Source organism: Xenorhabdus ehlersii (genome assembly GCF_003610465.1).
In the GTDB taxonomy this organism is placed as follows: domain Bacteria; phylum Pseudomonadota; class Gammaproteobacteria; order Enterobacterales; family Enterobacteriaceae; genus Xenorhabdus; species Xenorhabdus ehlersii.
In genome coordinates, this window is sequence record NZ_RAQI01000005.1 from 255,066 (window position 1) to 273,090 (window position 18,025).

The 18,025-nt window shown below is 43.1% G+C and carries 15 protein-coding genes and 4 pseudogenes; 7 read left to right on the forward strand and 12 right to left on the reverse strand.

Annotation, left to right across the window (positions count from 1 at the left end; all coding sequences use genetic code 11):
• The first annotated feature begins 2 nt into the window (after positions 1-2).
• Entirely contained in the window at positions 3-1,283 is a 1,281-nt protein-coding gene (locus BDE27_RS16005; RefSeq protein ID WP_099133785.1) for a rhabduscin glycosyltransferase, read from the forward strand.
• 534 nt (positions 1,284-1,817) lie between these two features.
• Positions 1,818-2,327 (forward strand): annotated as a pseudogene (locus BDE27_RS20055) (ExeA family protein); the annotation flags it as partial.
• A gap of 76 nt (positions 2,328-2,403) precedes the next feature.
• Here BDE27_RS20055 and BDE27_RS16015 read toward each other — a convergent pair.
• Both BDE27_RS16015 and BDE27_RS16020 read right to left on the reverse strand, forming a co-directional pair.
• Positions 2,404-2,985 carry a YceI family protein gene (locus BDE27_RS16015; protein WP_099133784.1) on the reverse strand — a complete coding sequence of 194 codons (582 nt, stop codon included), beginning with the start codon at positions 2,983-2,985 and terminating at the stop codon, positions 2,404-2,406.
• A gap of 21 nt (positions 2,986-3,006) precedes the next feature.
• Positions 3,007-3,561 carry a cytochrome b gene (locus BDE27_RS16020; RefSeq protein WP_099133783.1) on the reverse strand — a complete coding sequence of 185 codons (555 nt, stop codon included), beginning with the start codon at positions 3,559-3,561 and terminating at the stop codon, positions 3,007-3,009.
• Between the two features lie 256 nt (positions 3,562-3,817).
• Here BDE27_RS16020 and BDE27_RS16025 point away from each other — a divergent pair.
• Positions 3,818-4,159: pseudogene (locus BDE27_RS16025) on the forward strand (glutathione S-transferase N-terminal domain-containing protein); the annotation flags it as partial.
• 434 nt (positions 4,160-4,593) lie between these two features.
• Complete coding sequence (locus tag BDE27_RS16030) at positions 4,594-5,022, forward strand: hypothetical protein (RefSeq protein WP_147423942.1); 429 nt, start codon at positions 4,594-4,596, stop codon at positions 5,020-5,022.
• A gap of 277 nt (positions 5,023-5,299) precedes the next feature.
• Here BDE27_RS16030 and BDE27_RS16035 read toward each other — a convergent pair whose 3' ends face one another.
• From BDE27_RS16035 to prpB, 4 genes are read right to left on the reverse strand one after another with little or no spacing between them, the layout of a single operon-like run.
• Positions 5,300-7,192 carry a propionate--CoA ligase gene (locus BDE27_RS16035; protein WP_099133781.1) on the reverse strand — a complete coding sequence of 631 codons (1,893 nt, stop codon included), beginning with the start codon at positions 7,190-7,192 and terminating at the stop codon, positions 5,300-5,302.
• Positions 7,193-7,228: 36 nt separating this feature from the next.
• Entirely contained in the window at positions 7,229-8,680 is a 1,452-nt protein-coding gene (locus BDE27_RS16040; protein WP_099133780.1) for a bifunctional 2-methylcitrate dehydratase/aconitate hydratase, read from the reverse strand.
• A 38-nt stretch (positions 8,681-8,718) separates the two neighbouring features.
• Positions 8,719-9,891, reverse strand: coding sequence for a bifunctional 2-methylcitrate synthase/citrate synthase (prpC, locus tag BDE27_RS16045; protein WP_099133779.1), 1,173 nt, complete (start codon positions 9,889-9,891; stop codon positions 8,719-8,721).
• Positions 9,884-10,789 (reverse strand): methylisocitrate lyase, encoded by a 906-nt coding sequence (gene prpB / locus BDE27_RS16050; RefSeq protein ID WP_099133778.1) that lies wholly within the window; start codon positions 10,787-10,789, stop codon positions 9,884-9,886. The genes prpC and prpB overlap by 8 nt, the downstream gene beginning before the upstream one ends.
• Positions 10,790-11,083: 294 nt before the next feature.
• Here prpB and prpR point away from each other — a divergent pair, with 294 nt between their 5' ends.
• Entirely contained in the window at positions 11,084-12,757 is a 1,674-nt protein-coding gene (prpR, locus tag BDE27_RS16055) for a propionate catabolism operon regulatory protein PrpR (protein WP_099133777.1), read from the forward strand.
• Positions 12,758-12,820: 63 nt separating this feature from the next.
• Here the strand turns inward: prpR and BDE27_RS16060 are convergent, their stop codons facing one another.
• The 3 genes from BDE27_RS16060 to BDE27_RS16075 all read right to left on the reverse strand — a co-directional run bounded on the left by BDE27_RS16060 (position 12,821) and on the right by BDE27_RS16075 (position 15,300).
• The gene (locus BDE27_RS16060) at positions 12,821-13,789 is read right to left on the reverse strand and encodes a threo-3-hydroxy-L-aspartate ammonia-lyase (protein ID WP_099133776.1); all 969 of its coding nucleotides are present in this window, start codon (positions 13,787-13,789) and stop codon (positions 12,821-12,823) included.
• Between the two features lie 148 nt (positions 13,790-13,937).
• A complete protein-coding gene (locus BDE27_RS16065) occupies positions 13,938-14,249 on the reverse strand; it encodes an SH3 domain-containing protein (RefSeq protein ID WP_099133775.1) in 312 nt (103 codons plus the stop codon).
• Between the two features lie 487 nt (positions 14,250-14,736).
• A complete protein-coding gene (locus tag BDE27_RS16075; protein ID WP_099133774.1) occupies positions 14,737-15,300 on the reverse strand; it encodes a TetR/AcrR family transcriptional regulator in 564 nt (187 codons plus the stop codon).
• Positions 15,301-15,396: 96 nt separating this feature from the next.
• Here BDE27_RS16075 and BDE27_RS16080 point away from each other — a divergent pair, with 96 nt between their 5' ends.
• Complete coding sequence (locus BDE27_RS16080; protein WP_099133773.1) at positions 15,397-15,864, forward strand: nuclear transport factor 2 family protein; 468 nt, start codon at positions 15,397-15,399, stop codon at positions 15,862-15,864.
• A gap of 158 nt (positions 15,865-16,022) precedes the next feature.
• Positions 16,023-16,367, forward strand: a pseudogene (locus tag BDE27_RS16085) (GTPase family protein); the annotation flags it as partial.
• 279 nt (positions 16,368-16,646) lie between these two features.
• Here the strand turns inward: BDE27_RS16085 and BDE27_RS16090 are convergent.
• The 3 genes and pseudogenes from BDE27_RS16090 to BDE27_RS16100 form a co-directional block, all read right to left on the reverse strand.
• On the reverse strand, positions 16,647-16,895 hold the full coding sequence (locus tag BDE27_RS16090; protein ID WP_099133800.1) for a RusA family crossover junction endodeoxyribonuclease: 249 nt from the start codon (positions 16,893-16,895) through the stop codon (positions 16,647-16,649).
• Positions 16,896-16,934: 39 nt separating this feature from the next.
• Positions 16,935-17,153: pseudogene (locus BDE27_RS16095) on the reverse strand (nuclease domain-containing protein); the annotation flags it as partial.
• Positions 17,090-17,407, reverse strand: coding sequence for an IS630 transposase-related protein (locus BDE27_RS16100; protein WP_099133771.1), 318 nt, complete (start codon positions 17,405-17,407; stop codon positions 17,090-17,092). The gene BDE27_RS16100 and the pseudogene BDE27_RS16095, both read right to left, overlap by 64 nt.
• Between the last annotated feature and the right edge of the window lie 618 nt (positions 17,408-18,025).

Consider the following 18,025-nt stretch of genomic DNA (forward strand, 5'->3'; position numbering starts at 1 on the left):
TAATGTCTCGTATTGTTTTAGCTGCTATTGCAACTCCTGGCCATGTTTTTCCAATATTCACTATTGCGGAACATTTAATAGGGCAGGGACATGATGTCACCATATTCAGTGGGTCCCTGTTTCAACAACAAACGGAAGCATTGGGGGCCACTTTTGTTCCCTTCGATGAGAAAGTGGATATTGATTACCGTTGTTTGGAAAAATATTTTCCTGAACGGGCAGAACTCCCGCCGGGAAATGCCCAGATGGCGCTGGCGTTAAGGCAATTTTTTGCCGCACCTATTCCTGTGTTATCGAAACAATTGCTGCAAGTTATCGATGAGGGACAAGCTGATCTGCTGATTATCGATAATACTTTTTATGCCGCGCTGCCGTTATTGCAGAAACCAGCTGAAAAACGTATCCCGGTCATTGCTATTGGTGTTACTCCATTGGCGTGGTCAGCAAGGGATGCCATATTCTGGGGGGCTCGGATACCACCTGAATTATTGCCTGCTGATTTGACACGCGAGCAATTGGTCGATGAGGAAACGGACCAATTAATTGAGCAGGTCAGGGCAGCATTCAATCAGTCGCTTGCGGCGGTGGATTGTCCCCCACTGACAACGGATCACAATGATGCTTTAATGGGCGGAGTTGATCGTTTCTTACAACTGGCAACTCAATCATTTGAATTTTCTCGTGATGATTTACCTGAAACGGTGGATTTTATCGGATCGCTGCCGGTGAAAGTGGAAGATGATAAAACGCAAATCAGTTGGCCGGATGAAAGCCTGCCGTTGATCTTGGTGACTCAGGGAACGCTGGCTAATGTTGATTTTAGCCAATTGATCTTGCCCACATTGCGTGGATTGGCAACTTTGCCGGTTCGGGTATTGGCGATTACAGGCGGTCGTTCTATCGATGTCCTGGGCAACGATCTTCCAGAGAATGCCAGGGTGGTCGAGTATCTCAATTTTGAACACTGGCTTCCCAGAGCATCAATTTTTATTACTAATGGTGGTTATGGTTCTTTGAATTCAGCCATTCGTCATGGAGTACCTTTGGTGGTCGCGGGAACAGGAGATGGTAAATTGGAAGCTGTCGCTCGTGTTATCTGGTCACGTTGTGGAATCAGTTTGCATACTGATACGCCAAATGAGCAGCAATTATATCAGGCAGTGACAAGGATATTATCTTTCCCGATATGGCGCCAGCAGTCACAGATCATTAAGGCAGATTATGATGCCCATAATGCTTTGGCACTAATAACGCATCACGTTAATGAACTAATTGCCCAATAGATATTATGTCTGTCTAAAACAGGGTAAATGGAGCGCGGTACGTTTTTCTTACCGCGTTCTTTTATGATTAGGTGTAGCGACTCGCAATCAGCGCCAATTTCGACTCACATTAACTGCAAATAAACCCCGTCGCCGCCAACATCCTGTCACGCCGCTCTGCCGTCAGGATCAGACGGATTGCTGAAGAACACCTATATTACCCTTCAGTCATATTACTTAGTGTTTCCCTCAGGTTGCTCAAATTCTCTTTATGAATTGTGAATCGTAATTTTATACCTACGCGTCTTGCCACTCGCCGAATCCGGTAGGTGCTGTCAGGAATGTCGGTCCAAGATCTGCCTCCATCCTTGCTTTGCTGGTAGGTTTGGGTTACTACCAGCTCAAGCTCACCGGGATCGTGAAACTCCAGTATCTTGGGTGAAAATGGTCCCATCGCCGCGTGGGTATCTCGAGCCAGACCTATATTGCTGGGCGTATAGACAGCATTACCTAGACCAAAGTGGCCCCTCTCTGACGGTAATCATTGATCACATAGGACCGTATCGTGTATCTGTCGTTCTGGCCGGTCATCCAAAACTGCGTAATGACCTGCGTTGTCCGACGGTGGCGGAAATTGGTTATCGTACCGATATTTTCACACTAGACGGGATCACCGGCAGTCAGCGCGAGTATATTCAGTGGTTGTTGAAGATCAGCACCGGTAAGGGTAAATCGGAAGATATTCTGACAACCGAAGCGTTCGACCTGTTGGCGATGAAACTGCGTACACCGCTGCAAGTACAGTTGCACCTGACACTGGCAATGGAAGCAGGATACCAGACAGGTGAAAAACCGATTACCGCCCCGCTGGTTGAGTCCGTGCTGTCACGTCAGTTGGATGACCTTGAGCCGACACTCACGCGGCATGGTTATCGGCTAAAAGATATGGTGGAGCAGTTTGATGCAAAACCGGCTGAAATCAGGGCATTATTTAACAATCAGTTGGATCCAGCTCGTACTGCTGAACTGCGCGACAAAATGTTGGCTGTCGGTTTACCGATATGACGATGTTTATTTGCAGTTATTGTGAGCCCGGTGGAATAGATTGCGAGCCGGGCAGGATAAATGCGAGCCGCTACAATTAGGCTTTTTCTCGCACGCCTTCAACGGAAATGATCAGTTCGACTTCCTGAGATTTTGGCCCCAGATCTTCTTTGATATTAAAGTCTTTTAATTTGAGTTTGCCTGTCGCCTCAAAACCAGCACGGTATCCACCCCACGGGTCGTTTCCTGCATTGATCAATTTTGCGTCCAGTGTGACAGGTTTGGTCACACCATTTAATGAGAGATCTCCGGTAATAAAGTAATGTTCACCTTCTTTCTTAACATTCGTTGATGTGAATTTAGCTTCAGGATATTTATTACTGTTCAAAAAGTTAGGTCCACGTAAATGCTTATCTCGTTCGGCATGTTTGGTATCTACACTATCGGTTTTGATAACCACATTCACTTTATCGTTTGCTGGATTTTGCGGATCAAAAGTAAAGTTACCATCGAAATCTTTAAAACCACCATAAAGCCAGCTAAATCCTAAATGTTGAATACGAAATTCAATAAAGGCATGTTGGCCTATTTTATCGAACTTATAATCAGCAGCGAGTGCGTTTCCTGTACTTATGAGCCATCCCCCAACGGTCAGGGCTACTAGCGTCTTTTTCAGCATAATAATTCTCCAAAAGTTATTTTAGTTTGGTTTGTAACCAAACATTCTTTTTAAGGTGGTATCACGATCAATAAAGTGATGTTTCAGTGCAGCAAGCCCATGTAATAGGGAGAGCACCACAACAGTCCAAGCAAGATAAAGATGAATAACGCCCGCCGTATCAGCCTGTATGCCTTGACCTGTTAAGGTTGCAGGGATTTCAAACCAGCCAAAAATGCTGATAGGTTGCCCATCGGCTGTAGAAATGAGATATCCACTAAATAGAATACCAAATAAGGCGATATAGAGAATGAGTTGCATTAGTTGTGAACTGATGCGTATAAAGAGACCGTAGCTTGCCAAGGGTTTTGGTGGCGGCGAAATAAATCGCCATATTACCCGAATAATCATGATAATAAATAATAAACTACCTATACTTTTATGCAGTTCAGGAGCACGATGATACCAGTTATCGTAATAACTTAATGTGACCATCCATAATCCAAGTGCAAACATACCATAAACAGCGAGCGCTACTAGCCAGTGAATTAAAATAGAAATATGGCCGAAGCTGGTGGAAGTGTTTTTGAGTGACATATTATATCCTTATTTTTAATATAAAGATGTTTCTACAATATAGACGAGAGTTTTTAAAGTGCATAGTGAATTAATTTCTTTATTTTATGTGCTATTTATTTTTATAAATCTTTGTTTTAATGATAAGAATTTTTATAATGGACAACCCTTACTTTATAAGGGGGTATTTTATAGGATTAACTGGCTTACTATTTTAATATGAAAATATAATGTGATTATGTAATCACTCTATTTTATCATTATAGCGATAAAGACGATGTATACATTGTGGATAGCCAATAAAAATTACTCTTCCTGGTCACTGCGTCCATGGATTTTGCTCAAGGCGCTGGATATTCCTTTTAATGAGAAGCTGAGCTATTTTGAAGATGGCAAAAGCAGCCGTGAGAAATTCCAGGCATTTTCACCTACGGGTTTGGTTCCTTGTTTGATTGATGGTTAGATTACTGTTTGGGATTCTCTGGCAATTGTTGAATATATTGCTGAGATTCATGTTCAAGTTTGGCCATCAGATAAAACAGCCAGAGCGTGGGCGAGAAGTGCTGCTGCGGAAATGCACTCTGGTTTTGCGACATTACGTCAGCTTTGCACGATGAATTGTTCTGCTCGCACTGAGTTAAATGAAATAACTCCAGAATTGAAGCTTTCTGCAATCAGCCAGAAGTGGGTTAATCGTATGTTAAAACACCCAGCAATGATGGAATGGGCTGAGTCTGCACTAAAAGAACCTAAAATAGCACATTAATTCACATCTTATGAATGAAATTATGATTCAGGGTGCTTTGTGTGCCCTGATTTAATAATCTATTTTTATAGTTAACGATACGATTTGTTTTTTATTTATCAGATTTATAACTTAGGTGATTATTTAAGTTTTTTTTAAAATCATTTAAATAAATCAGTGTTTATTTATCCATTTTTATACATAATGTTTACTTTCATTTTCTATAACGGAAAGGGTAACAGATGGATTGAGAACACATTGTTTTTAATCGTATTTTGTTTGCTCCTGATAAAGAGATTCTTGCTCATGTGCAATTGGTTATAAAACAGATGGAGTTTTTGCAGAAAGAAAGTGCTGAAAAATGCCTTTGGTTTGATCTTCCAGATATAAACAGAGATATTTATGATATTTTGGAATTATCAAAATTGTTTCCAAAGGATTTGTATAACCAACGGCTTAGATCTGATAGGGAGATGATTATTGCCTCTTATAGTGAGAAGCAGTATCAATCCTCAGCCGAGGATGATGTTCTTGCTTTACAAGATATAGAAACAATCATGGTTGATATGGTGCATAAATATGGGGAAGATATTACCTTGTTGGAATCTTCTCAGAGTGCCAATACGAATAAAGAGAAAAGCTGCCAGATACTTATTGATATAAATAAAAGATTTATTGTATTACCTCCAGAGAAATCTGCTCGCTTATATCATTATTTGATGCGTCAGATGCAATAGAATATAAACGATTTTTTTACTATTCAATTTAGTGAGTCCATAATAACTGTTAATATTTTTCTAATTCATATTAACAGTTATTTAATTAAATATAATTACCATTCTAATTTAAAAATAAACGAACGAAAGTGTTAATCTATTTATTTAGATAAAAAAAGCTCCGTGTAGGAACGGAGCTGGAATGGGTAAAAGTAGCTGGGAAAATGTAGTACAAAGGTATGATAACTCTGCGACATTAAATGCGGATTAAACAAAGAAGAGATGAGTATATGATTGCTTAATGGGAAATTGCATCCCGAATGGCTTCTAATGAAGCGGGGTTTTCAATCAGGGCAATATCGCTTGGCTCACGTCCTTCACAAATGGCCTGCATGGTACGGCGCAACATTTTTCCTGAACGGGTTTTCGGTAATTGCGTTACAAAATAGACTCGTGCCGGACGTCCAATGTTGCCGATTTTTTTATCTACCAATTCCATTAATGCTTTCTCCAATGTGGCAAAATGGTCAGCACTCTGGATTGCTCGTCCTTCTTTGAGGACAGCAAATGCCACGGCGGCTTGTCCCTTTATTTCATCCTTGATACCAATAACGGCAACTTCGGCAACATCTGCGTGGCTGGCAATGCACTCTTCAATTTCCCGCGTTCCTAAACGATGGCCGGAAACGTTAATCACATCATCCGAACGTCCCAGAATAAAATAGTAACCATCACTGTCACGTATCCCCCAGTCAAATGTCGAATACACTTGCTGGTCAAAGTGACGCCAGTAAGTATTAATGAAACGGGGATCGTCACCATAGATAGTCTGGATGCAACCTGGCGGTAAAGGGCCTTTGATGACCAGCATGCCTTTTTCATTATTACCACATTCCTGACCAGTCAGTTCGTTGAGCAGTTTGACGTTAAAACCGTACATGGGAAAGCCTGTACTACCAAAACGGCCTGGCCTGTCATCCAGACTACGTGCAATTGCCATAATGGGCCAGCCGGTTTCAGTTTGCCAGTAATTATCAATGACAGGCACATTAATGGCTTCGGCAACCCAACGGGCAGTATGTTCATCAAGGGGTTCTCCCGCTAAATAGAGTGTTTCAAGCGATGAGATATCATATTTGGCGATACAATCCGTAGGATATTTTTTCAGGACGCGAATTGCCGTAGGGGCAGAAAACATTCTGGTGACACGATATTTTTCGACAATTTGCCACCAAATGCCAGCATCCGGGCGTATCGGGAGACCTTCATACATGATCGTTGCCATGCCGGCGATCAAGGGAGCATAGACAATATAAGAGTGCCCGACGACCCAGCCAATATCCGATGTGCAGAAAAACACGCCTCTTGCCTTACCACCAAAAATAACATCCATTGATGTCGCCAGCGCCACGGCATAACCGCCGACATCGCGTTGAACCCCTTTCGGTGTTCCGGTTGTGCCTGATGTATAGAGCACACAAGAAGTTTCATTGGATTCGAGCCATGTGACAGGAACTTCTGCATCAAAATGTTTCTGCCGTAATGTGGCAAAATCTACATCCCTGCCATTCACCCAATTAATATCAGACAGTCCACGATCTACCATTAAAACATGGTGTGGCGTGTGCTTGGCTAACGCAATAGCTTCATCAAGCAGAGGCTTATAGGGGATGATTTTTCCCCCCCGTGAACCAGCATCCGCTGAGACGACTAAAACCGGTTCGGCGTTATCCAATCGGGTAGCGAGACTGTGGGAAGCAAAACCTCCAAATACGACGGAATGGATTGCCCCAATGCGGGCACAGGCCAGTAAAATAAACAGGGCTTCGGCCACCATTGGCATATAAACAACGACACGATCGCCTTTTTTTACGCCAAGCGACAACATGATAGCGGCGGCCCGGTTCACTTCCCGATGTAATTCTTTATAGGTGAAAACTCGCTCGCTATTGGTTTTAGTTTCCGTTGAAATGGCAATCAGTGCCCTGGCATCGGGTTGGCTTTCCAGCCAGCGGTCTAGTGCGTTGTAGCAGAGATTAGTTTTTCCTCCACAAAACCAACGGGCAAACGGAGGATGGCTATGATCCAGCGTTTGTTCAAAAGGCTGCTGCCAGTGAATGCGTTTGGCCTGTTCTGCCCAGAAAGTATCGGGATCATCAATTGAATGCTGATAGAAATCTTGGAATGACATAATCTCTCCTACATTCATCTCTCAAGGGTATACAAATTATATGACATACAAATCAAGGTATTCGTTTACCGGGATGTCTTTCAATGACATCAGGTCAAGAGATACCGCTAAAATTTTCTGTTGTTGCTCTTGCGGGAAACGACGCGCCAGATTGATTTTGAATTTCTCCTCTAATAGCGGAATACCATCTTTACGACGACGAGCGTGTCCAATCGGGAATTCGATTTTAACTTCGTCTAATTGAGTGCCATCGGTGAATGTCAAAGTCAGCGCATTGGCGATGGAGCGTTTTTCGGGGTCATGATAGTCACGGGTGAAATCGGGGTTTTCGACGCAGACTATTTTTTCCCGCAAGGCGTCAATGCGTGGATCGGCAGCAATATCATCTTCGTAATCCGCAGCTGTCAGACGACCAAAAATCAGTGGAATGGCAATCATATATTGGATGCAGTGATCCCTGTCTGCGGGATTATTCAATGGTCCCTGTTTATCAATGATTCTGATACAGGCTTCATGGGTACGGATAGTGATTTGAGCAATATCTTCAATACCTTTGCCGTGTTCTTTCAGTTGCTGATGCAAGATCATTGCTGCTTCTACGGCAGTTTGTGAGTGGAATTCTGCTGGAAAAGAGATTTTGAACAGCACATTTTCCATGACATAAGAACCATAAGGGCGCTGGAATTTGAATGGCTGACCATTAAACAGGACGTCGTAAAATCCCCAGGTTTTGGCAGTCAATACGGAGGGGTAGCCCATTTCGCCTGTTTGGGCTATCAGAGCCAGACGTACGGCACGTGCAGTTGCATCTCCCGCAGCCCAGGATTTGCGAGAGCCGGTATTGGGGGCATGGCGATAGGTTCTCAAGGATTGTCCGTCAACCCAGGCCAATGAAACCGCACTTAATATTTCTTCACGTTTCAGCCCTAACATTTGGGCAACAACTGCCGTAGAAGCTATTTTGACTAAAACGACATGATCCAAACCAACTTTATTGAAAGCATTTTCCAATGCCAGACAGCCTTGAATTTCATGCGCCTTAATCATCGCAGCCAGAACATCCCACATGGTGAGTGGTTTTTCTCCGCGGGCAATTGCATTTCTTGATAGCCAGTCGGCGGTGGCAAGTATTCCGCCAAGATTATCAGAAGGATGTCCCCATTCGGCCGCCAGCCAGGTGTCATTGAAATCAAGCCAGCGAATCATGGCACCAATGTTAAATGCAGCCTGAACAGGATCGAGCTGGAATTGGGTTCCTGGTACGCGCGCGCCATTAGGCACTGTTGTTCCCGATACAATTGGCCCTAATAGTTTTGTGCAGGCGGGATATTCCAGCGCTTCTAATCCGCAACCCAGGGTATCTATCAGGCAGTGGTGGGCTGTGGCGTAAGCAATTGGGGATGTTATGGTGTAGTCCATGACATAATCCACAATATCTACAATCACCTGATCGTAATCAGGTCGGTTGTTAACAACAGAGGTAGACATAATCAATCCTTAAATCGTGTTATTTGTAAATCAGATTATTAACGTTGTTCAATCGGTATAAATGCCAAATTTTCAGGGCCAATATAGTTAGCTGATGGACGGATGATTTTGTTATCAATACGTTGTTCAATAATGTGAGCGGCCCAACCAGAAGTACGGGCAATCACAAACAGCGGGGTAAACATGGTAGTAGGTACTCCCATCATGTGATAGGAAACCGCCGAGAACCAATCGAGATTCGGGAACATTTTCTTGTTATCCCACATCATGGATTCAATCCGATCAGCAATGTCATACATCTGGGTTGTACCTGCTTCTTGGGAAAGTTGCAGGGCAATTTCTTTAATGACTTTATGGCGGGGATCGGAGACAGTATAAACCGGATGGCCAAAACCAATGATGACTTCTTTTCTTTCCAAACGAGCCAGAATATCGGCTTCGGCTTGCGCGGGAGTGTCATAGCGTTGCTGGATTTCGAATGAAACTTCATTGGCTCCCCCATGCTTTGGTCCACGCAAGGAACCTATCCCGCCGATAATGGCAGAGTAAATATCCGATCCCGTGCCCGCAATCACTCGGCTGGTAAAGGTAGAAGCATTAAATTCATGTTCGGCGTACAGGATCAAGGAAGTTTGCATGGCTTTTTCCCATGATACCCGTGACTTTTGACCATGCAAGAGATGGAGAAAGTGCCCGCCAATGGAATCATCATCGGTTTCAACTTCAATGCGGCGGCCATTATGGCTGTAGTGATACCAATAAAGCAGTATTGAACTGAGAGAGGCGAGTAAGCGATCAGCAATATCGCGGGCACCAGCCAGATTGTGATCTTCTTTTTCTGGCAAAGTACAACCCAGTACAGAAACACCAGTACGCATGACATCCATAGGATGTGCTATCGCAGGCAGTGCTTCCAATGCGGCTTTGACGCTGCTAGGCAGGCCACGTAAGGATTTCAATTTGTTCTTGTAGGAAGTTAATTCTGCGTGGGAAGGGAGCTTGCCGTGGATGAGAAGATAAGCTATCTCTTCAAACTCGCAATGGGTGGCCAAATCGAAAATATCATAGCCACGGTAATGTAAATCATTGCCATTTTTGCCAACGGTACAGAGCGCTGTATTGCCTGCTGTAACACCGGACAGTGCAACTGATTTTTTGGGTTTAAATGGTGTAGATTCAGAGACTCCTATTGCCGTATTTTGCTTACTCATTAGTATCACCTCTGCTATTTTTCTGGGAAAACAGGACATCCAGTTTTCGTTCAAAATCGTAGTAGTTGATGCTTTCATAAAGTTCATTACGGGTTTGCATCGTATTGATGACATTTTTCTGTGTGCCATCTCGACGCAAAGCGGTATATACCTGTTCGGCCGCCTTATTCATAGCTCTAAATGCCGATAGAGGGTAAAGGGCAATGGCGACGTTTACACTCCTTAATTCTTCGACTGTAAAGAGCGGCGTCGCACCGAACTCGGTAATATTCGCTAAAACAGGAACCTGCGTTTTGGACGCGAATTCCTGATACATGTGCAGCTCGGTGATCGCTTCAGGGAACAGCATATCGGCGCCAGCTTCGATATAAGCTGCGGCCCTGTCCAGTGCTGCATCTAACCCTTCTACTGCCAGTGCGTCCGTGCGGGCCATAATGACAAAATGCTCATCGGTGCGGGCGTCAACAGCAGCCTTGATGCGATCTACCATTTCCTGCTTGGAAACAATTTCTTTATTTGGACGATGGCCACAACGTTTGGCACCGACCTGATCTTCAATATGAACACCTGCGGCTCCTGCCTTTATAATAGACCGAATTGTGCGGGCGACATTAAACGCTGAGGAACCGAAACCAATATCGGCATCGACAAGCAATGGTAAGTCACAAACATCAGTAATGCGGCGGACATCAATCAACACATCATCCAGTGTAGAGATCCCCAAATCGGGTAGCCCCAGCGAACCCGCAGAAACACCACCACCTGAAAGGTAAATCGCCTTGTAGCCTGCCTGTTTTGCCAGTAATGCATGGTTTGCATTGATGGTTCCGACGACTTGTAACGGAGATTCGTCCTCTATTGCCTGACGAAAAGCAAAACCAGCGGAAGAAAATGCCATACATAACCCCATTGTTACTAAAATGAAACCGATTTGTATTTGATTGTTACTATGGAAAGGTTTCTAGCAAGGTCTATGCCAATACTTAAAAAGTGGGAAGGTGAGTCAGTGGGGATATAACAAATGTATTGTTTTTATTATCTAAATTAATTTGGTGAATAGGTTTGGGGTGATAAGTGGTTACTGTTTAGCTATTGGCTATAATGTACATTTGTTTCATCTTGAATCAATTGTGTTTCATTTTTGTTTCATGATTTGGTGATGAAACAGTATACAAGAAATAGGGGAGGAGATATGACATCAACAAACGCAGGTGAACGTGATAACAATAGACCGGTGATCTGGACAGTCTCTGTTTCCAGGCTTTTTGATCTGTTTCGTGATATTACGCCGGAATTTGATCATCAGGCTAATATCACACCGATTCAGTTGGGTTTTGAGCGTGCGGTTCAACATATTCGCAAACAGCTAGAAACCGAACACTGTGATGCTGTGATTTGCGCGGGGTCTAATGGGGCCTATTTAAAAAGCCGTTTATCTGTGCCGGTGATTATTGCCAAAGCCAGCGGATTTGATTTTATGCAGGCATTGGCTCGTGCCCGACAAATTAGCTCCCGAATTGGTGTCATTACCTACCAGAATACTTTGCCTGTATTAGAAGAATTTCAGCAGCGTTTCAATTTGCGTATTGAACAACGCAGTTATGTCACAGAGGAAGATGCCAGGACGCAGGTCAATGCTTTGAAGGCGATGGGTATCAAAGTGATAGTAGGGGCAGGATTGATTACCGATCTTGCTTATGAAGCTGAGTTAGTGGGGGTTTTTGTCTATTCAGCGGATTCTATTCGGCAGGCATTTCGAGATGCTTTGGAGATGGCTCGAATGAGCAAACTCAATCAAGCTGTGATTTCTCCTTATCCTACAGAAGACAAACTACGCACACGGCATACAATCAACGATATCAGAGGCAATTCTGTTGCGGTAGAACATGTGCGCAATACTATTATGCTGTACTCCCGCTCGACGGCAACAGTTTTAATTCAGGGAGAAAGTGGTACAGGAAAAGAGTTGGTGGCGCAGGCTATTCATCATGAATATACCTTGCGATATGGGCCGTTAGCGGGTAAGCATCCACGGCCGTTTGTGGCGGTTAACTGTGGCGCGATTACCGAGTCTTTGCTGGAGGCTGAATTATTTGGCTATGAGGAAGGTGCTTTCACCGGTTCACGACGTGGTGGGCGAGCGGGGTTATTTGAAATTGCACACAGAGGGACGTTATTTCTGGATGAAATCGGTGAAATGCCGTTGCCTTTGCAAACGCGGTTATTAAGGGTATTGGAAGAAAAATCTGTTGTCAGGGTTGGTGGATATCGTCCGATTGCCGTCGATGTACGGATCATCTGTGCTACACATTGTGATTTGGATACTTGGGTTAGAGAAGGGCGTTTTCGGGCAGATTTGTTCTACCGTTTAAGTGTATTGCGGATCAACGTACCAGCATTAAGGGAGAGGGGAAATGATATTGGTTTGTTGGCAATAGAGTACTTACAACGGGCTTTTGCGGTACTTAACTTACCCGTTTTTGCATTGAGGATACAGGAGCTTGCTGGGTGTCATGATGTGTTGCACGCTTATCATTGGCCGGGAAATGTACGTGAACTACGTAACTTAATGGAACGGATAGCGCTTTATTTAAGTGCTCATCCAGAACAGGCGTTAACCTCCGCATTGATATTATCACTTTCACCTGAGCGCCAGATTGGCACCAATACCATTAACAGCAGTATGAAATCCGCCCAAATTGCATTCCCTTCTTTTATTGAAAACACGCCTTCAGTACACGGTATTTCATTACATGGTATTGTGGCGAGATTTTCAGGTAATCGGCGTGCGGCAGCAGAATATCTGGGAATTAGCCGCACAACGTTATGGCGGAAGTTAAAGAAGGAGCAGAAAAAAGCTAAGTAGAAACATTTTCCACATTTTTATCATGCTAATCGGGTCTTTTAATTATTAGACAATGAATGCTAGTTAGATCTTGTTTGCTAACAAATGTGCATATCGTTTTATATCAATATTTCCGCCACTCAAGATAATTCCGATACGTTGCCCTTTCAATTGTTCCCGCATTGCTTTTGCCGCAGCAAACCCCAAACAACCAGTAGGCTCGACAATGGTTTTCATTCGCTCTGCCAAAAAGTACATGGCATCAATTAATTGATCATCTGACGCAGTAAGAATACCTTTGACAAGGTGGCGAATGATGGCAAAAGTATGTTGCCCCAAGTGCTGTGTTTGAGCACCATCTGCGATTGTTTTTGGGGTATCTATATGAACTATTTCACCTTTTTTAAAAGATTGCTGACCATCATTACCGGCTGCTGGCTCGACACCAAAAACCTGACATGTAGGGGATAAGTGAGCAGCGGCAAGCGCAGAGCCAGACAATAAACCACCACCGCCAAGAGGTATAAACAGAGCATCCAACTCACCGATTTCTTCCAACAGCTCCTTAGCCGCAGTGCCTTGACCAGCAATGATATGTGGATGATCGAAAGGCGGAATGAGTGTCATACCGTGTTTTTCCGCCAGTTTCCGCCCAATTTCTTCGCGATCTTCAGTATATCTGTCATAAAAAATGACTTTACCACCATAGCCTTTGGTTGCAGTTATCTTGGCCTGGGGAGCATCATGTGGCATGACAATGGTGGCAGAAATATTCAGTAACTTAGCTGCCAGCGCAATTGCCTGTGCATGATTGCCTGATGAAAAAGCAATAACCCCTGCTTTTTTCTGCTCATCACTAAACTGGCATAGAGCATTCATGGCTCCGCGGAATTTGAATGCTCCCATTTTTTGATAGTTTTCACACTTGAAATAGACTTGGGCGTCAAAGAGTTCATTGACAGTTGTTGATGTGAATACAGGAGTCTTATTGATATAGGGTTTAATACGAGAATGTGCTGCATGGATATGATTATAATCGGGAATAAACTTCATTACTTTAGTCTCCTTTGCTCAGTAACGTATCCCATTAATACTATTGAATACCTTGATAATAAGAGGGTAGTGTAATCACAATATTGTGGTTAATACTGGGGTGGCTGTATCATTATGGTATATTAGAATTTATATATTCCAGAGGGAGCTAGCCTGCTTCCCCTGAGTCTTTATATGCCCAATACCAACCATTTAATACCTGATCCAGATACAGATATTCTCCCGCTTTTACTGTTAACTCGTGAGCCGTATAATCTTCCTTACATATTGCGTTATCAGGATAAATGAGGTACAGAATTTGTTGGGGAACCCAGCCGCTGACATTTAAAGAGTTTGTCGTCCAAATCCAGTAAGGGTATTCAATATCGCTATGGCTGATCGAAACAATATCTCCAGCTTGTAATTTGATCGGATTTGGATAAGCGCTAACATAATCGTGAATTACAATACCTTTTCTCATTATTTTTTACTCCTCATTGATAGTTATGGTCAGGATATTACAACACAAAGATACAGAGATAATTATGTGCTATAGCTAATGGTGCCCCATAAATTGCCTGAAATAGGTTCATCAATATTGGAAAATGCAATGTGTCTAATTAAGTTTAGTTGGTGAGTTGTATGTTTTGGTGGCAATGGTCGTATAGTCTTATCAGATCAAAGTAAGTATAAAAGAACACAAGATCACTACACGTTTGGCAGCTATCGAGTACTTCTTAGTCGAGGCAGAAATGGGTTGATCATTAAGAGTGATGATGATGAGACCTTTGATTACCTTAAATCTTGTGGGATGCATATATTGTCAAGTGAGGTGACCGCCTAGATGGTCACCTCTGAGAAAGGCATTTACACAAAATGCAGTACAGGCTCTACAGAAACACACCCGTTCAGAGAGGGACTTTGGGTCGTGAATTTTTCGAATTTGTTGTTGTAATGTTGACTTGTAGTCATTCAGACATAGAAATATCCGATAGACACTCCCGCAATAGTAACAAGACTTCATCACTGTGCTCAGTGCGTTGCATCATAGTGATGGCACCTTCGATAAGTAAAGCAAATTTCTGCGCTAGGCGTTTTCCACTAAGTTCTGAGGGGAGAGAAAACGCAATGACCTGTTCCATTTGCTTTTTATGCTCCTGAATAAGAGGAATAACTTGTGGTTGCTCCTTTCCTATTTCGATGACTGTATTGATGAATGCACAACCTCTGAATTCATTAGAGTTGAACCACTCAGCTAACGTTTCTGTCAGAGCTTCAATCGGTGAACTATAACGGTTTATGTTGTCTTGGAGAGATTTTTTAAACCACTGAATCCACAGTTCATGGCGATAATCAAGAAAGGCCAGTATCAGGTCATTTTTGGATGGAAAGTGGCGATAGAACGTTACTTTCGTTACTTCAGATTCCTTAATGATGCGGTCAATGCCTGTAGCTCGTATACCATCACGATAAAACAACATGTGGGCTGTTTTTAGTATGCGCTCACGAGCTTTGGATACTTTTTTATTCATAATCTCTCCCTATGCAATGATTATTTTTGTAGACAGCTAAGTCTACTTAATTTACTTTATGTAGACATATTTGTCTACATGCAATAAGGAGACATTATGGAAATCAGACAACCTGTACCTCCATTTACACTTGAAACTGCTGAACTGAAAGTTCGTCTGGCAGAAGACGCTTGGAACACCCGGAACCCAGAGAAGGTCTCGCTAGTATATACAAAAGATACATTGTGGCGTAACCGAACTGAATTTGTGGAAGGGCGTGAAGCCGTTGTCGATTTTTTGACACACAAATGGAATAGAGAGATTGATTACCGTCTTATCAAAGAGTTATGGGTATTTGATACAAATCGTATTGCTGTACGCTTTGCCTATGAATGGCATGATGACTCAGATAATTGGTTCCGTAGTTTCGGTAATGAAAACTGGGAGTTTAATGGGCAAGGTTTAATGACACGTCGTTTCGCATGTATCAATGATATGCCAATCAAGGAAACGGAAAGGCTTTTTTACTGGTCATTGGGGCGTCGCCCTGATGAACATAAGGGGCTAGGTGAATATGGTTTATGAACTAATCATATACAGGATCTTAAGCAATAACCGTCTATTTTAGATAGCAAAAAGGCTTCAAAGTCGCTTAATCCTCAGATAATTATGGCTCGCAACAGGTAGGGGAAGTTATTACTTAAATTGTCAGATAACCCCTTGAAATCGTTCACCCGCCGGACCAGCAGTTAACGATTGAAGCTAAGCGGAGCGCTGTCCAGCAGTTGTTTTTACCACATCATCCTGTCTGCGTAGCGTCGGCGCAAACCGGATGGGGTATGGAAGCGATGGTGGAGACCATGATGTACTGCCTGCCTGACCGTGCCACCAGCCCGCTGGCGACGCAACTGCGCGGGAGGTTATGTAGTGAACCTGTAAAAAAGCAGGCTCGTGAGCGCTTTGGCGATGCGGTTGGGGAGGTGTTTGATTCTGCGGAAGCGGCATCATTTATTCCCGCGCCACTAAAAGCGGTTATTCGTTCAGTCCGTGAGGCTGTGGTATCCGTTGCCCGTGCCGTTTGGGACTGAATTTTCTTCTGACCTGGCTTACCTGCCATTTTCTTCGGGACATACCCTGTCCGTTCTGACGTTTTATAATTTGCCGAATTTGGTCCTATTTCTCTTTACGCCCCGCTATGGCTGCATTCAGCAACATTAAAAAAAACGTCTTCTTGTGTCCATTCCCTGTCCTTCCCCCTAGTTAAAATAACCTTTTTATTTTCAGTTAATTATCTCACTGGAGAACCTGCCTCATGGCTCAAGTTGAACGCCGTCATGACCGGCTTGATGTTATTTTTATTTCAACATTCATGTCTCCAGCTCCCATATCTGAATATCCAGACAACCACCCTTAACCCGTTCGCCGCGTTTGATGCTCATATAATCAATCTGATTGTCATCAGCCCAGAACCCGGCATGAGTCAGCGAGTCGAAAACCGCTTTAGGCAGGTTATCGAGGTCTCTCTGTCGTCTGTCTGGGGGATTGGCAACTATTTTGATTTTGATGCGTGATTGGGTATTGATACTGAGGTTTTGCTGCTGAATGATGTTGCTGATTTGCTGTCGGAGGCCACGGCAATCTTAAATTGTAATAACTCAAATCTTACCCTCCGATAGTAATATTGATTGTGTTCTGATTACGCTCTCCAGATAGGCTATGTGTGCATAGTCTGTATCTGTCAGTCTCTTTCTGCGGTCTATTTCATCGTGACAACATGAACACGCCCACGCCCCAAACAGATCATTGGGTTTCATCCCCATGCCACAAATGCCAGCCATCCGGTAATGAGCCAGAACCACTGTTTCACTATTGCCGATTGTGAGACACCTAAACGTTTTGCTCTTTCCCATTGATAGTCATCAGGAAAATTTTGGACATCCACAATGAGTACCTCATCAGGGATTTTCGTGGCGGGTTTATCGCGGGTCATGCAAGGTTCTATTTTATTGCACCACCGGAACAAGGTACATATGGAGATTTCAAAATGGGCACTCGTTTGTTCGAAAGTCAACGAATGCTTGTCTTTGTATGCCAGTACTCGCTTTCGAAAATCTAAGCTGTAGCCCATCTCATTTTATGCCTTGTCATTTTAGATTTAGATATTATGTCATATTAATATGATTTAGCTATAATCTATGGCTTTCACGTTAATTATGCAAAAACGCACAGTTCAGCATTGAGCGCACAATAGTGAAAAACCTATCTATTTCCGCTGCGTTGCATCTTAAAATTCATAAGTAATCTTCCCTTATTGCTTTTTATTATAATAATAATTATTGAAATGATTATTATCAGGTAGTATTTATTGCTGTGGTTATTTTCTCTAACTGACAAAGGCATAAATGTTTATGTATCTATCGCGTAAAAAATGAATTTATTATTTTATCAATGAGTTAAGTTACTTTGTCACTGTTATGGAAAATAATATTAGTAATAACAGGGGGCGAAGAAGATGAAAAAATATCTGGTTGGCGCGTTATGTGCATTGTATTTTTTACTTGTTCCTGTTCAGGCAACTGCTCTCCGATTATTTGTAGTCCTCAGCAAACAGATGCAGAGTATTTTGCTTGTATAGGCAAGTGCGCATCAGATAATTGGTGGGCTCCAGCATGGATGTGTGCTTTACTCTGAAAATTATCGTGGACGTGGTCGGCTTCGATGATACTCAAATCAACATGGGGGTCGC